Origin of the sequence: Modestobacter altitudinis (assembly GCF_005930475.1) — a bacterium.
In the GTDB taxonomy this organism is placed as follows: domain Bacteria; phylum Actinomycetota; class Actinomycetes; order Mycobacteriales; family Geodermatophilaceae; genus Modestobacter; species Modestobacter altitudinis.
This window is the reverse complement of the sequence record NZ_SJEW01000038.1, coordinates 1-12,745: the sequence shown is the minus strand read 5'-3', so window position 1 is coordinate 12,745 and position 12,745 is coordinate 1. Positions and strand designations below refer to the sequence as shown.

Here is a 12,745-nt window from a genome sequence, read left to right as displayed (position 1 = left end):
TCTAGGGGGCGGTCTGCGCGGCCGTACCGCGGCGTCGGCCGTCCACCGCGGCCACGGCCCGGCGCACCGCATCGAGGGACGCCTCGACGTCGGCCCGATCGGTCGACCAGTTGCTCACCGAGACCCGCAGCACGGCCCGGCCGGCCCAGCGAGAGCCCGACATCCACGCCGTCCCGTCGGCGATCACCGCGGCGGTGCGCTCGTCGCTGCCGAAGCTGACGCAGACCTGGGTGTAGACGACGTCGTTCAGGACCCTCGCGCCGTCGAGGGAGGCCAGGCCATCGGCCAGAGCCCGGGCGTTGTCCACCAGCCGCTCGACGAGCGCGGCCACGCCGTCCTCCCCCAGCGACCGCAGCGCCGCCCAGACCGGCACGCCTCGGGCCCGCCGCGACATCTCCACCGTCACGTCCAGCGGGTCCGCGACGTCGGTGCTCAGCAGGTAGCTGGTCCGCACCCCCAGCGCCGCGCGCATCGGCGCCGGGTCGTGCACCACGGCGACGCCGCAGTCGTAGGGCACGTTGAGCGTCTTGTGCGCGTCGGTGGCCCACGAGTCGGCCCGGTCCAGCCCGGCGACCAGGTGCCGCAGCCTGGGTGCGGCGGCGGCCCACAACCCGAACGCGCCGTCCACGTGCACCCAGGCGCCGTGCCGGTGGGCGAGGTCGGCGGCCTCCCCGAGCGGGTCGAACGCACCCGAGTGCAGGTTGCCAGCCTGCAGGCAGACCAGCGTGGGGGCACCCGGCGGCGCGTCCTCGAGGGCCAGCGCCAGGGCGTCGGTGCGCAGCCGCCCCTGGTCGTCGACGGCCACCCGCTCGGGGCGCCCCAGCCCCAGGTAGCGCAGCGCCAGGTGCACCGAGGCGTGGCTGTCCTCGCCGACGAGGACCCGGATCCGCGGGCCCTCGGCCAGCCCGTTCTCCTCCACGTCCCATCCGGCCCCGGCCAGCACCGCGTTCCGGCCGGCGGCCAGGCAGGACGTGTTCGCCGTCGTCGCGCCGGTGGAGAAGCCGACCGCGCTGCCGGCTGGCAGGCCGAGCAGGTGCAGCAGCCACTCCCCCGCCGCCTCCTCGATGCCCGCGACCCCCGGGGTGGCCGCGCGCATGCCGGTGTTCTGGTCCCAGCTGCTGACCAGCCAGTCCGCGCCCAGTGCCGCGGGGAGGACGCCGCCCATCACCCAGCCGAAGAACCGACCGGAGTTGATCGCCATCAGCCCCGGTCCGGCCAGCGCGGCGAGCTCGTCGACCACCTGCGCGGCGTCGACGGGCGGCTCGGTGAGCAGGTCGAGGGCGCGGGCCCGGACGTCGTCCGCGGTCGCCTTCGGCGGGACACGCCGGTCGGGCAGCTGGTGCAGCCAAGCCCGGGCGTGCGACGCCGCGGCGCGCAGCGCCTCGTCGTACGCGTCGGCCTCGGCACCCATGCGGCGCAGCCTGGCACGGGCCGTCACCGAGGAGGAGGGGACGGCGTCCGCGATGTCGACCGGCGTCGGCGACGGCGGGAGGCGACCGGTTAGGCTGCGTCTGCATCTCCCCGCGGGTGTAGCTCAATGGTAGAGCCCCAGCCTTCCAAGCTGGCCATGCCGGTTCGATCCCGGTCACCCGCTCAACGAATAAGTGCAGGTCAGCGCGTCGGCCAGCCCACGCACGGGTATCCCACGAGCCGTCGGATTAGCCGCTGTTACCCCCGTATAACCGCGATTCTCCGGTCGTACGGACACGCTAAGGACACGCGGGACACCACATCTGCGCTGGTCAGGCCGCCGGTGTGGCCACGAGCATGACTGCGCAGACTGACCTTGCGACGTTCGGCCTGTCCAGGCACTGGTCCGGTTATCGGCTCCTGGCTCCTTCGGACGCTTCAAATCCCGGTCGTCGTGGGGTCACCGGCGGTGTCGCCCTGCGCCGCCTCGACCGCGTCGGACTGGGTCGTGACAACAGTTCCCGGCTTCCCTCGACGCCCCAGCGCCATCGTCGCGAACGCGGTGCCGACGCCGGTCGCCAGCGCGCCCAGCGCCCAGGCCGGACCGGTGCGCTCGATACCCAGTGCACGATCGAGGGACAGGTCCCCAGGGCCGGTCTCGGTCAACGCGGTCAACGCGCCGATCAGGACGGCGTTGTACTCCCAGCCGCCGTTGGCCGCCCACGGGCCGTTGGGCAGGTGCACCTTCCGGATCGCCGTCGTCATCACACCGGTCAGTGCGGCTGACGCCAACGGGGTCGCCAGGCCGGCGGCGAGCAGCACCCCGCCGGCTGTTTCCGTCGTTCCGGCGACGACGGCGTGCACCTTCGCCGGACGCATCTCGAGGGCCTCCATCATCCCCGCGGTGCCGGCGCGGCCGGGGCCGCCGAACCAGCCGAAGAGCTTCTGCGTCCCGTGCCCGATGAACAAGCCGCCGATCAGGGCCCGCGCCGCCAATCGCCCCACGCTCATGCCGTCCTCCTCCATCGCCGGGGTTGATGCCGACCGTTCCATGCCCCGCCACCGTGCGGTGCATGCCCGTCAGCGACCCGGACGCTGGGATCTCTGACCTGTCCCTGCCGGTGGGTCAGGCAGCAGGGCCATCACCATCACCGAGGGCAGACCCAGTGCGGGCCCGGCCCACTCCAACTGCTTCACGAACAGCTGCGAGGCCCCGAAGATCACCACAGCCGGTCACTGCCGCGCCTGGCCTGCTTTCCGTCGAAGCCGTCGAAGCCGTCGAAGCCGGAGGCCCCGGCCGCATACCGGCGCGCAGGTCCCGGCGGGTAGACCCGACCGGGACGGGCACCCCTCCTGTGTCACCGACACAAAAGGGAGCCCGACATGGCCGACTTCGGCATGAGCGTGCACGTCGACATCCCGCTTGACGAGGCCCTGGAGCGCACCCGCGCGGCGCTGGCCGCGGAGGGCTTCGGCATCCTCACCGAAATCGACGTCGCCGCGACCCTGAAGGCCAAGCTGGACGTCGACGTGCCGCCGCAGATCATCCTCGGCGCCTGCAACGCCCCGCTGGCCCAGCAGGGCCTGGCGATCGAACCAGATCTGGGGTTGCTGCTGCCGTGCAACGTCGTGGTCCGCGCCAGCGAGGACGGGCAGGTGCTGGTGTCCGCGCTCAACCCGGAGCTGATGGTCACTGTGCCCGGGCGGCCCGAACTCGAGCCGATCGCGGCCGACGCCAAGACCCGACTGCAGAACGCACTGCGCGCGGTCACCAGCCCCGGCACGTGAGACCGCTGCAGCCAGCCCGATCGCTGCCGGACCGGGCGCGGTGCCGGCTACGCAGCCGGCGGAGCCAGTGCCCCGCTGGCGTCAGCGGCGGCAACTGGTGCGCCGAGCAGCTCGACCAGCTGTGTCGGGGCGGTCAGCACCTGCGCGGCCGGTGCGGTCTCGGGCCTCCATCGCGCGGCGCGATGTGCCCCGGCGCGACCTCGGTGGCCCGCCACCCGGTGGGCACTGCCCGCTCGGTGGTAACTGCAATGTCGTGCTCCGGACCGGTCCACTCGGCCAGCAGCCGGCAGCTCGTGCGCGGCGTGGGCGCGCATCCTGGCCGTCGACGACGGCGATGCCGACCTTGATCGCGTCGGTGGTCGGGGGGTGGAGCAAGTAGACCCGGGCGTCCCGGAATGCAGATCGAAGGCGGAGACGAGGCGGCGCTGTGGAGCCGGGTCGCCGAACTCGGCGGGCGACCGGCCTGCAGCACCCGTCCGCAGATCGGTCGGCCGCGCCATGAGCCTGGCGGGCGTGTGAGCAGTCACCGCCCACCCGGTTGCTAATACCCCCGGGGGTATGCATACTCAACGTGTGGACATCCCCCAGGGCGAGCTCGCAGACGTCGTCAAGCGCCTCAAGCGCATCGAGGGCCAGATCGGCGGCATCGTCCGCATGATCGAGGACGGCCGGGACTGCTCTGCCGTGGTCACCCAGCTGGCCGCAGCGTCGAAGGCGCTGAGCAAGGCCGGGTTCGCCGTCGTCTCCACCGGGATGCGCTACTGCTCGATCAATGAGGACGGAGAGACCCGCGAGGTCGACCTGCGCGAGCTCGAGCGCCTCTTCCTCTCCCTGGCATGACCCTCACCGACGCTGGGAGTACGCCGTGAACCCGCGGATCCCTCAGCTCACCCCCGCCGAGGCCGCCGACCGCACTGAGGCCGTCCTGCTCGACGTCCGCGAGGCCAGCGAGCTCGCCGAGGGCCGGATCGCCGGCAGCACCCACATCCCACTGGGCCAACTGCCCGCCCGTGCCGTCGAGCTCGACCGCAGCCGCCCGGTCATCACCGTCTGCCGCAGCGGCGGACGCAGCTCGCAGGCGGCGCACTTCCTGGCCGGCCACGGCTACGACGTCGCCAGCCTGAACGGTGGCATGACTCGCTGGGTCGCCGAAGGCCGGCCCACGGTCTGACGACCTCTTATTTCACCCGCAGATACCCCTGCCCGGTACCGTATCAAGGAGTTCTCTGTGCACATCGACATCATCGAGACCACCGGCCTCGGGGACCGCAGCTACCTGGTCAGCGCCGACGGGGTCGGCGTGGTCATCGACCCCCAGCGCGACATCGACCGGGTGCTCGCGCTCGCCGAGAAGCGCGACGTCCGCATCGCGCTCGTGGCTGAGAGCCACGTCCACAACGACTACTGGTCGGGCGGGTTGGAGCTGGGCCGCACCGTCGGCGCCGCGTACGCCGTTCCCGCCGGGGACGTCGTGGCCTACGAGCGGACCCCAGTCGCTGACGGGGACGTGCTCGAGGCCGGCCCGATGCGCCTGCGGGTGATGCACACCCCCGGGCACACCCACCACCACGTCAGCTATGTGGTCGCCGACGCCGAGGGCGCGGTGCAGGCGGTGTTCACCGGCGGCTCGATGCTCTACGGCGCAACCGGACGCACCGACCTGGTCGGCCCCGAGCACACCGACGCTCTAACCCACGCCCAGTACCACTCGGTGCGCCGGCTGGCCGACGAGCTGCCCGCCGGTACCCCGGTGTTCCCCAGCCACGGGTTCGGCTCGTTCTGCGCCGCCACCCCGACCAGCGGCACCGCCTCCACTGTCGGCGAGCAGGTGCGGGTGAACCCGGCGCTGACCCAGGACGAGCAGGCCTTCGTCGACCAACTGATCGCCGGGCTCACCACCATCCCGGCCTGGTACGCCCACATGGGCCCGGGCAACGCCGCCGGCCCGGCACCGGTGGACCTGTCCATGCCGCGGCTGGTCGACCCCGAGGAGCTGGCTGGCCGGCTGGCCGCCGGTGAGTGGGTGATCGACCTGCGCGCCCGCACCGCGTTCGCCGCCGGTCACCTGCCCGGTGCGCTGAACTTCGAGCTGGCCATCGCCAACTTCGTCACCTACGTCGGCTGGCTGGTCCCGTGGGGCGCGCCGATCACCCTGATCGGGGAGACCGAGGAGCAGGTCTCCGACGCCCGCCGCGAGCTGGTCCGCATCGGCATCGACCGGCTCGCCGGCGCCGCGATCGGCAGCCCCGAGGCTCTGGCCGCCGGCCGGGAGCTGGACTCCTACCCGGTCAGCGACTTCGCCGGTCTGGCCGCGGCGATGGCCGCCGACCCGGAACTGGTGGTCCTTGACGCCCGCCGCGACGACGAGCGCGCCGGTGGCGGGGTCCGCGGCTCGCTCCACATCCCAATCCACGACCTGCCCGCCCGCCTCGACGAGGTACCCGACGGCTACGTGTGGGTGTACTGCGGCTCGGGCTACCGCGCCTCCATCGCCGCCTCGATGCTCGCCCGCGCCGGCCGCCGCCCGGTGCTGGTCGACGGCGGCTACGGCGACCCCGACACCGGCGCGGCCGCCGCGGGCCTGCACGCCCAGCCCGCCACCGTCTGACCGGCCCCACTCAGACCCGGCGGCCACCGGGACCCCATCCCCGGTGGCCGCCGGCTGCCCCTGCCCGCAGCACCCGACCGATCCAGAGGACGACAGCTCCCGTGAACTCCCGCACCACCGCCCTGATCACCCCGGCCGAACTGACCGACCGGCTCACCGGCGACACCACGCCGACCCTGGTCGACGTGCGCACCCCGGCCGAGTACGAGACCGCACACATCCCCGGCTCGATCAACATCCCGCTGCCGGTGGTGACCGAGCACGCCACCGCGCTGGCCGCCGAGCTCCACGGCCCGGTCGTGCTGGTCTGCCAGGCCGGCACCCGCGCACGGACCGCCCATACCGCGCTGGCCGCGGTCGGCGCCGAGCAGCTGTCGGTGCTCGACGGCGGCGTCACCGCGCACACCGCCACCGGGGCCGACGTCCGCCACGGCCGGGCCCGATGGGCGCTGGAGCGCCAGGTCCGCCTGGTCGCCGGCGGCCTGGTCGCGACCAGCGTCCTGGCCAGCCTCCGCTTCCCCAAGGCCCGCTTCCTCGCCGGCGGCGTCGGCGCCGGCCTGGCCACCGCCGCGGTCACCGACACCTGCGCGATGGGCGCGGCGCTGTCCCGGCTGCCCTACAACCGCGGTGGTCGCGCGGTGACCCTGCCCGACGCGGTGCAGGCCCTGCGGACCCCCCAGGCGCCCGGCAGCGCCGCAGCGTGACCGTCGCGATCGTCCTCGGCCTGGTCATCGGCGCGCTGGTCGGACTGCTCGGCGGCGGCGGGTCGATCCTCGCCGTGCCCGCGCTGGTCTACGCCGCCGGACAGGACCTGCCGCAGGCGGTCGCGACGTCGCTGCTCGTCGTCGGCACCACCGCACTGGTGGCGCTGCTACCGCGGCTGGGCAAGGGCCAGATCGCCTGGCGGATCGCGCTGCTGTTCGGCGCGGCCGGAGTCGCCACCGCGTTCGCCGGCGCTGCGGTCAACCGGCTCCTCCCACCCGAGGTCGTCCTCTGCCTGTTCGCCGCCCTGATGATCGGCGCCGGCGTCCGGATGCTGTCGGAGAAGCCCGCCACGGGCGCCGCGTGCGCCACCGACGGCGGCCGGGTCAACTGGCGCCGCTGCCTGCCGCGCACCCTCGCCGGCGGGCTCGCCGTCGGGTTCCTCACCGGCCTGCTGGGCGTCGGCGGCGGCTTCCTGATCATCCCGGTGCTGGTCGTCGTGCTGGGCCTCTCGATGGAGGTCGCGATCGGCACCTCCCTGCTGATCGTCGCGGTCAACTCCGCCGCCGGATTCGCCGCGCACGCCGGCGACGCGCCCCTGGACGTGCCGGTCACCGTCGCGTTCACCGCGGCCGCCGTCGTCACCGCACTGGCCGCCGGCCGACTCGCCACCCGGCTGGACACCGCGCGACTGCGCCGCTGGTTCGCCTACCTGGTGTTCATCGTCGCCGCCGGAATCCTCGTTCAGATCAGCGCCAGCCTGCTCGGATGACCGATTGCGCCGCCGTCACCGCGGTGCGTCGGCGACGGGCGGGGGCTTTGAGCTCAGCGCGCATCCGCCCGGGAGTGAAACGGCTCGCCTCCGCGGGCCTGCGCCGCGCCACCGCCGTGCGCGCCCGGACATCAGTGCCCGCATCGTCACCACCGAGGAAGTGGACGCCATGACAGCGACCGCCCGGGGCCACCGGCGGGCAGCGGCTGGGGCGCGAGGATGAGCGGCCTCGTCCAGCGACTGCTCGACGTGCCCGGGTGGACCGTGCTGGTCGTCACCGGGGCGGTCGTGTTCGCCGAGGACGCCTTCTTCATCGGGTTCGTGATTCCGGGCGAGACGGTGGCCGTCCTCGCCGGTGTGGCCGCCAAGCTGGGACATGTCTCGCTCACGGCGGCCGTGCTCGTCGTGGTGCTCGCCGCGATCGCCGGTGACAGCGTCGGTTACCTGATCGGCCGGCGGTTCGGCCAGCGCGTCCTGGCCCTGCGGATCCTGGACAAACGCCGCGCTCGTCTCGCCCAGGCCGAGGACTTCCTCGCCCGCCGCGGGGGGACGGCGGTGTTCCTCGGTCGCCGGCTATGGGTTCTTCGCGGCGGTGCAGGGGTGGCCGCGTTGGGCGGCGGCGCGCTTACCGGCGGGCTGTCGGCCCGGTCGGTGCCGGCGCTGGTGGCCGTCGTCGGCGTCCTGCAGGTCGCAGCTCTCGTTCTTCTCATCGCCACACTCCGCTCGCAGTCCGTGGCGAGGGCCGGGTAGGCGCCAACGATGACGCTGCAGCGTGGATCGCCATCCGAACGGTGCGAGCCGATGCGCGACGTGACGTCGCTGGCGCGCTGGCAGAGCTCGGGCCGACCGGCCGCCGAATCCGCCATGACGCCGGATTCTGTTTGTCGGCTCCGGGTCGCTCTCCCCCGCCCGCACCTCCTCAGCGCAGAAGTCGCCTGCGCTTATCGCGCCGAGAAGCACGACCAGGCCCCGCGAGGACAGTGCCGACGCGCTCCCACACTCAGAACGATGCCGAGCAGGAAGCGAAGGACTGTGGGTGCCGGGTCGGGTCCAGCAGGGGCGAGCAGGCCGTCCTACGGCCTCGATGGGCCACCGGGCGCCGCCGTCAGAATTGCGCTGATCCTTCGTTCGGAAGGCGGGTGGGATGCCAGCCGCGACCATCCGAGGGTGGTGCTAGACCCGTCGCTCAGTGTGCGGAGCGCGGTGGCCAGCTCCGGGCCGAGACCGTGGTCGGCAACGAACCGGTCGGCCACGAACTCGGCACGCCGGCAGACCGCGGCGTCGGCCAGCGGACAGATCACCGCAAAGAGCGCGAGAGCGCCCAGCACTCCCCCGACCATCCAGTGCCCCTGCTGCACAGCGCGCACCACGGCCACGGTGATCCCGCACATGACCACAGTTCGCACCGCGCGCTGGGTCGAGCGCCCGGACAGGACGCCTGCCAGGCCGGTCAGCAATCGCGCGGTCATGCGCCACGGCGCGGCAAGCCAGATCGCGATCAGCATCGGCTGGGTCGCTCGGGTGGCGTGATGGCCCAGCTCGTGAACCAGCACGGCCACCATCTGTTCCGCCGCCAGCCGTCCAGCCCGGTGGTCCTCCAGAGCCCGGCTGGTGACCGCAACGCTGCGCCCGCCGGCGGCGTACGCGTTGGGCTGACCGGAGCGTTGGACGTAGAGGCTGACCTCGCTGGCTGGTGTTCCCGACAGCCGTAGCGCTGCGGCCCACAGCGGCGCAAGCGCCGCCGCCTGGGCCGGGCTCGAAGGACGGAACCCGAAAGCCACCCGCACGGCAACCCGTTCGCCGGCGCGGGTGAGCCCGACTGCCCCAAAGCCAACCCAGAGCAGAAGGATCGGCGCCGTCCACGGGCCCAGTCCAGCGGTGGCGACCGCCATCAAGAGCAGGCTGCCGAGCATGGCCGGCGCCGCGGCGGCCGCGCGCCACAGCCCGAAGCCAACGCCAGCACACCGTGGACCACCGGTTGTTTGGGCTCCGCAGCTCCTCATCGGGCCTCCTTGGATGCGACAGGCGCACCCGTCAGCATGCCGGCCGCTACTGACATCTGAGCTGGCGCTGGCAAGCGGAGCCCCCGTGACAGCCCGACCAGCCCGCATCTGATCCGATCGCGGTCAGGGAATAGCTGTACCCGGTGTCACCACGCGACCAGGAACTGCGCCTCCTCCCGGTGAGAGCACCAGCCGCCGGGAGGAGCGCCGATGCCGAGCTACGTCCAAGAGCCATTTCTCGTCGACGGGTCCGCCGTGGTCGATCCCGGCGATCGCCGGTGGCTAAGCCCAACGGGCTCGACCCCGGCGAGTCACCTCGACCCGCAGGCTGACCGCCGCGGAGCCTGCATGGCCTTGGTCGCCGCCTACGGCGGAGACGCCCACCAGCTGCTGACCGACCTGGCCGACCACCTCTGCGCCAGCGTGGCCTACGTCGACCGGCCGACGATCGAGGCCCACCTGGAACGACCGCTCTCGGACGCCGAGTGGTCGGCCAGCGCCTCCCAGATCACCGCGATGGCCTTCGACGAGCACATCGGAGACGCCGGCACAATCCGCACCGACTGGATCGAAGACGTCCTGCTCCAAGCCGGGGTTCCCGGCCGCCCCCGAACCGCCAGCTCCCCGTCGACTCCGCCACGTCGCCGGCGATGATGGTCACCCGAACCTGCTCGAGCTGCGGCTACACCGCCGGCTACGCCAGCGCCCCACGTGCGGATGCGCACCACCCCCGGCACTCCTGCGACAAACACCGGCAGGCCATCGAGCGAGCCGTTCGCCGCGCGGACCGAGCCGGCACGCGAGTGAGGCGCGAGTGCAGCCATACAGCTGGCCACCACGTGCACGGCACCCGCACCGCCTACGTCAAAGACCGCTGCCGCTGCACCGACTGCACGGCCGCCAACACCACTGCCTCTTGCCTGGCCAACCGCGAGCGCTCCTACGGCCGCTGGCAGCCGTACGTCGACGCCCACCCGGTCCATGAGCACATCGCTGCCCTGCGGGCAGCCGGCATCGGCGTCGAGCGCATTGCCCACCTCGCCGACATGGCCCTCAGCCACATTCGCGAGCTCGCCGACCCCGGCCTGGGTGACGGGCCCGGAACGCGCCGGGTCCGTCCCGCCACGGCCGCCCGGATCTTGAGCATCGGCATCGACGACGCCAACCGGGCGCCGCACAGCCGGATCGATGCCACCGGCACCCGCCGCCGCCTGCAAGCTCTCATCGCCACCGGCTGGGCTCTCGACCTTCTGGCGAACCGGCTCGGTCGCCGCCCCACCAGCCTTGAGCGCAGCATGACCAGTCCATCGGTCACCACACGCACCGCCAAGGACGTCGCCGAGCTCTACGAGCGCCTGGAGAACACCCCACCACCACGAAGGACCGGTGAGCAGCAAGCTGCCACGGACGCGGCCCGGACCCATGCCGCAGCCCAAGGCTGGCAGCCGCCACTGGCCTGGGACGACATCGACCGCGACCCCACGCCCGAGCGAAGCGCCCGGCCTCACACACCAGACGACGTCGACGACATTGCCATCGAACGTGCGCTCGCCGGCGACGGCATCCGCTACAACGAGCTCACGCCCGCCGAGCAGGAGCAGGTAGTCCACCGCCTCACCGAGCGCGGCCGATCCATCCGAGACATCGCCGCGCAGCTCGCCACCACCAAACGCACCGTCTCCCGACGTCGCACACCCAAAGACGCCGTCCACGTTGGCCGCTGAAGAGTCCCCAGCCGGACACCCGCGCCCCGCCAACTGCACCCGACTCGCTAGGGCTTGTCCTGCGGATCTTGTGCGGGGCTTGCCTCGTCAGTCGCGTCCGAACCGTCCCCGCTCAGCCGCTTGGCCTGGGCAAGGTGCCGGTCCGCACTCTCGGAGATCCGGCGCGCCCGCTCTCGCATGTGCTCGGGATCGGGGAGGGTGTCAGCCTGCCTGAGCATCTGCTGCTCAAGGGCGTGCTCGGCTTCCCCGATCTGGCGGTGCGCTTCGGCGAGCCTCTTCTTGCTCACGGTTCGCAGATTACGACTCCCGACCGGCGCAGACGGCGTTCGTCGTGGCCTACATGATCCGCAGGACAGGCCCTAGTCGGCCAGTACGCCAGGGACATCCCGGCTCATCGTGTCCCCCGTGGGACGTCCGACGGATCACCTGGCCAGCGGCCGTGCGCTCTGGACCGAGGAGACGACGTCAAGGATCGCTCGAGTGGTGGCGGCCGCGCCCTTGCCGTCCTCGATCATCGCTGCGTGGTCGGTGTCTTCGATGACGCGGTGGACGCTGTCGGTCGACAAGGTGGCCAGAGCCTCCTGCTGCGCCGACCAGCCGGCCGCACTTCCACTGCCGGCCGTCAGGACCACCAACGGCTTGTCGGCGAGGCTGCGCAGAGCTGCCGCCTGCTCCCGGGAGGCATTCCCCTGCGCGTACTCGTCGATCGTGCTGCGAAACTCGCTTGCGGTCTGGAAGCCGACCAGGCGGTGCAGGCCGAATCGGGCTGAGGTCGAGACCAGTGCCGAGACACGGTTCATGGGGTCGTAGGAGTCCCTGTCGCCAGACGGTGTTGCTCTCGGCTCCGCCGCCGAGGCCGGTGCGGTGGAGTCCACCAGCACCATGCCGGCGACCTCGTCGGGGTGGCGGGCGGCGAAGGTGAGCGCATAGAGCCCACCGAATGAGTGGCCCGCCAGCACGTACGGGCCGGGGACCTGTCCGCGGTGCAGCAGCGTGTGCAGGTCAGTTGCGATCTGCGCGCCGTGCTGGGGGGTGTCCGCGGGCTCGCTCCACCCCCGGCCGGCACGGTCGTAGACGCAGACGCGGGTGTCACGAGCAACGGCCGGGGTGATCGCCTCGAGGTCCGAGGACGTCCCGCCCGCACCCGGTTCGAGCACGACGGTGGGGCTGCCGGAGCCGGTGCAGTTCAGGTGCAGGCGGTGTCCGCCGACGTCGATCAACTGACCCGGCATGGGGTTGGCCTGGGCTGTCGCCGCGCGCACGGTCTCGTAGCCGCCGCTGATCGAAGCGAGAGCCAGCACCGCGATCACTGGGTAGAGCAGCCAGCGTCGGCTCGGGCTGCGAAGCTGCCGATGGACGCGGACGAGCATCCAGATCACCAGAGCCAGCAGGGCGGGAGGCCACACCCAGGTGAGGACCCCGTGCACCGACGAGCCCAACATCACCAGGAGGAGACCGCTCAGTCCCATGAACAGTGCGGGAGCTGCGGCCCAACGCTGTGGCTGATCGGTGAACCGCACCGAGAGCACGGCCAGCATCGCCCAGCCCAGCGCCAGTCCGCAGAGGAAGGCGCCGGTGACCCCGGCTTCGGTCGGCGCGATGATCGGGGCAGCGACGAGGAGCCCGGCAGCGATGAGTCCGGTGGCCAACGAGCCGGCCACGATCCAACCGATGTGTCCCCTCGACCCGGAATAGGGGCGGTACGGACGCTTCTGGGCCTCGCTCTCGGGGGCGGGGA

Annotated in this window: 14 protein-coding genes and 1 tRNA gene; 10 read left to right on the top strand and 5 right to left on the bottom strand. The window is 72.5% G+C overall.

Annotation, left to right across the window (positions count from 1 at the left end):
* Position 1 precedes the first annotated feature (1 nt).
* On the bottom strand, positions 2–1,411 hold the full coding sequence (locus tag FHL79_RS14775; protein WP_138759349.1) for a pyridoxal phosphate-dependent decarboxylase family protein: 1,410 nt from the start codon (positions 1,409–1,411) through the stop codon (positions 2–4).
* Positions 1,412–1,523: 112 nt separating this feature from the next.
* Here FHL79_RS14775 and FHL79_RS14770 point away from each other — a divergent pair.
* Positions 1,524–1,594 (top strand) — tRNA-Gly (locus tag FHL79_RS14770).
* A gap of 254 nt (positions 1,595–1,848) precedes the next feature.
* Here the strand turns inward: FHL79_RS14770 and FHL79_RS14765 are convergent.
* Positions 1,849–2,421: a DoxX family protein gene (locus FHL79_RS14765; RefSeq protein ID WP_138759348.1), complete on the bottom strand. Its 573-nt coding sequence runs from the start codon at positions 2,419–2,421 to the stop codon at positions 1,849–1,851.
* Positions 2,422–2,793: 372 nt separating this feature from the next.
* Between FHL79_RS14765 and FHL79_RS14755 the strand changes: the two genes are divergently transcribed.
* The 7 genes from FHL79_RS14755 to FHL79_RS14725 all read left to right on the top strand — a co-directional run bounded on the left by FHL79_RS14755 (position 2,794) and on the right by FHL79_RS14725 (position 8,030).
* Positions 2,794–3,198 carry a DUF302 domain-containing protein gene (locus tag FHL79_RS14755; RefSeq protein ID WP_138759347.1) on the top strand — a complete coding sequence of 135 codons (405 nt, stop codon included), beginning with the start codon at positions 2,794–2,796 and terminating at the stop codon, positions 3,196–3,198.
* A gap of 573 nt (positions 3,199–3,771) precedes the next feature.
* On the top strand, positions 3,772–4,038 hold the full coding sequence (locus FHL79_RS14750) for a metal-sensitive transcriptional regulator (RefSeq protein ID WP_246080807.1): 267 nt from the start codon (positions 3,772–3,774) through the stop codon (positions 4,036–4,038).
* 25 nt (positions 4,039–4,063) lie between these two features.
* Positions 4,064–4,369, top strand: a complete 306-nt coding sequence (locus FHL79_RS14745; RefSeq protein WP_246080805.1) for a rhodanese-like domain-containing protein — start codon at positions 4,064–4,066, stop codon at positions 4,367–4,369.
* 57 nt (positions 4,370–4,426) lie between these two features.
* Positions 4,427–5,806, top strand: coding sequence for an MBL fold metallo-hydrolase (locus FHL79_RS14740; protein WP_138759344.1), 1,380 nt, complete (start codon positions 4,427–4,429; stop codon positions 5,804–5,806).
* Positions 5,807–5,907: 101 nt separating this feature from the next.
* Entirely contained in the window at positions 5,908–6,510 is a 603-nt protein-coding gene (locus FHL79_RS14735) for a rhodanese-like domain-containing protein (RefSeq protein ID WP_171058171.1), read from the top strand.
* Complete coding sequence (locus FHL79_RS14730; RefSeq protein WP_138759343.1) at positions 6,507–7,280, top strand: sulfite exporter TauE/SafE family protein; 774 nt, start codon at positions 6,507–6,509, stop codon at positions 7,278–7,280. The genes FHL79_RS14735 and FHL79_RS14730 overlap by 4 nt, the downstream gene beginning before the upstream one ends.
* Before the next feature lie 219 nt (positions 7,281–7,499).
* On the top strand, positions 7,500–8,030 hold the full coding sequence (locus FHL79_RS14725; protein WP_138759342.1) for a DedA family protein: 531 nt from the start codon (positions 7,500–7,502) through the stop codon (positions 8,028–8,030).
* A 323-nt stretch (positions 8,031–8,353) separates the two neighbouring features.
* Here FHL79_RS14725 and FHL79_RS14720 read toward each other — a convergent pair whose 3' ends face one another.
* Positions 8,354–9,172 (bottom strand): M48 family metalloprotease, encoded by an 819-nt coding sequence (locus tag FHL79_RS14720; RefSeq protein ID WP_171058170.1) that lies wholly within the window; start codon positions 9,170–9,172, stop codon positions 8,354–8,356.
* 459 nt (positions 9,173–9,631) lie between these two features.
* Here FHL79_RS14720 and FHL79_RS14715 point away from each other — a divergent pair, with 459 nt between their 5' ends.
* Entirely contained in the window at positions 9,632–9,937 is a 306-nt protein-coding gene (locus tag FHL79_RS14715) for a hypothetical protein (protein ID WP_138759340.1), read from the top strand.
* A 185-nt stretch (positions 9,938–10,122) separates the two neighbouring features.
* Positions 10,123–11,007: a helix-turn-helix domain containing protein gene (locus FHL79_RS14710; RefSeq protein WP_246080803.1), complete on the top strand. Its 885-nt coding sequence runs from the start codon at positions 10,123–10,125 to the stop codon at positions 11,005–11,007.
* A 47-nt stretch (positions 11,008–11,054) separates the two neighbouring features.
* On the opposite strand, the gene FHL79_RS14705 is transcribed toward FHL79_RS14710, so the two are convergent.
* Both FHL79_RS14705 and FHL79_RS14700 read right to left on the bottom strand, forming a co-directional pair.
* A complete protein-coding gene (locus FHL79_RS14705; protein WP_138759338.1) occupies positions 11,055–11,294 on the bottom strand; it encodes a hypothetical protein in 240 nt (79 codons plus the stop codon).
* Between the two features lie 135 nt (positions 11,295–11,429).
* The coding region (locus FHL79_RS14700; protein WP_138759337.1) for an alpha/beta fold hydrolase at positions 11,430–12,745 on the bottom strand (1,316 nt) is incomplete at its 5' end.

What these genes read in the sequence shown, in the direction of transcription:
- FHL79_RS14775 (WP_138759349.1), bottom strand. Translation starts at nt 1,411, where the DNA reads ATGGGTGCCGAGGCCGACGCGTACGACGAGGCGCTGCGCGCCGCGGCG.
- FHL79_RS14765 (WP_138759348.1), bottom strand. Translation starts at nt 2,421, where the DNA reads ATGAGCGTGGGGCGATTGGCGGCGCGGGCCCTGATCGGCGGCTTGTTC.
- FHL79_RS14755 (WP_138759347.1), top strand. Translation starts at nt 2,794, where the DNA reads ATGGCCGACTTCGGCATGAGCGTGCACGTCGACATCCCGCTTGACGAG.
- FHL79_RS14725 (WP_138759342.1), top strand. Translation starts at nt 7,500, where the DNA reads ATGAGCGGCCTCGTCCAGCGACTGCTCGACGTGCCCGGGTGGACCGTG.
- FHL79_RS14720 (WP_171058170.1), bottom strand. Translation starts at nt 9,172, where the DNA reads ATGGCGGTCGCCACCGCTGGACTGGGCCCGTGGACGGCGCCGATCCTT.
- FHL79_RS14715 (WP_138759340.1), top strand. Translation starts at nt 9,632, where the DNA reads ATGGCCTTGGTCGCCGCCTACGGCGGAGACGCCCACCAGCTGCTGACC.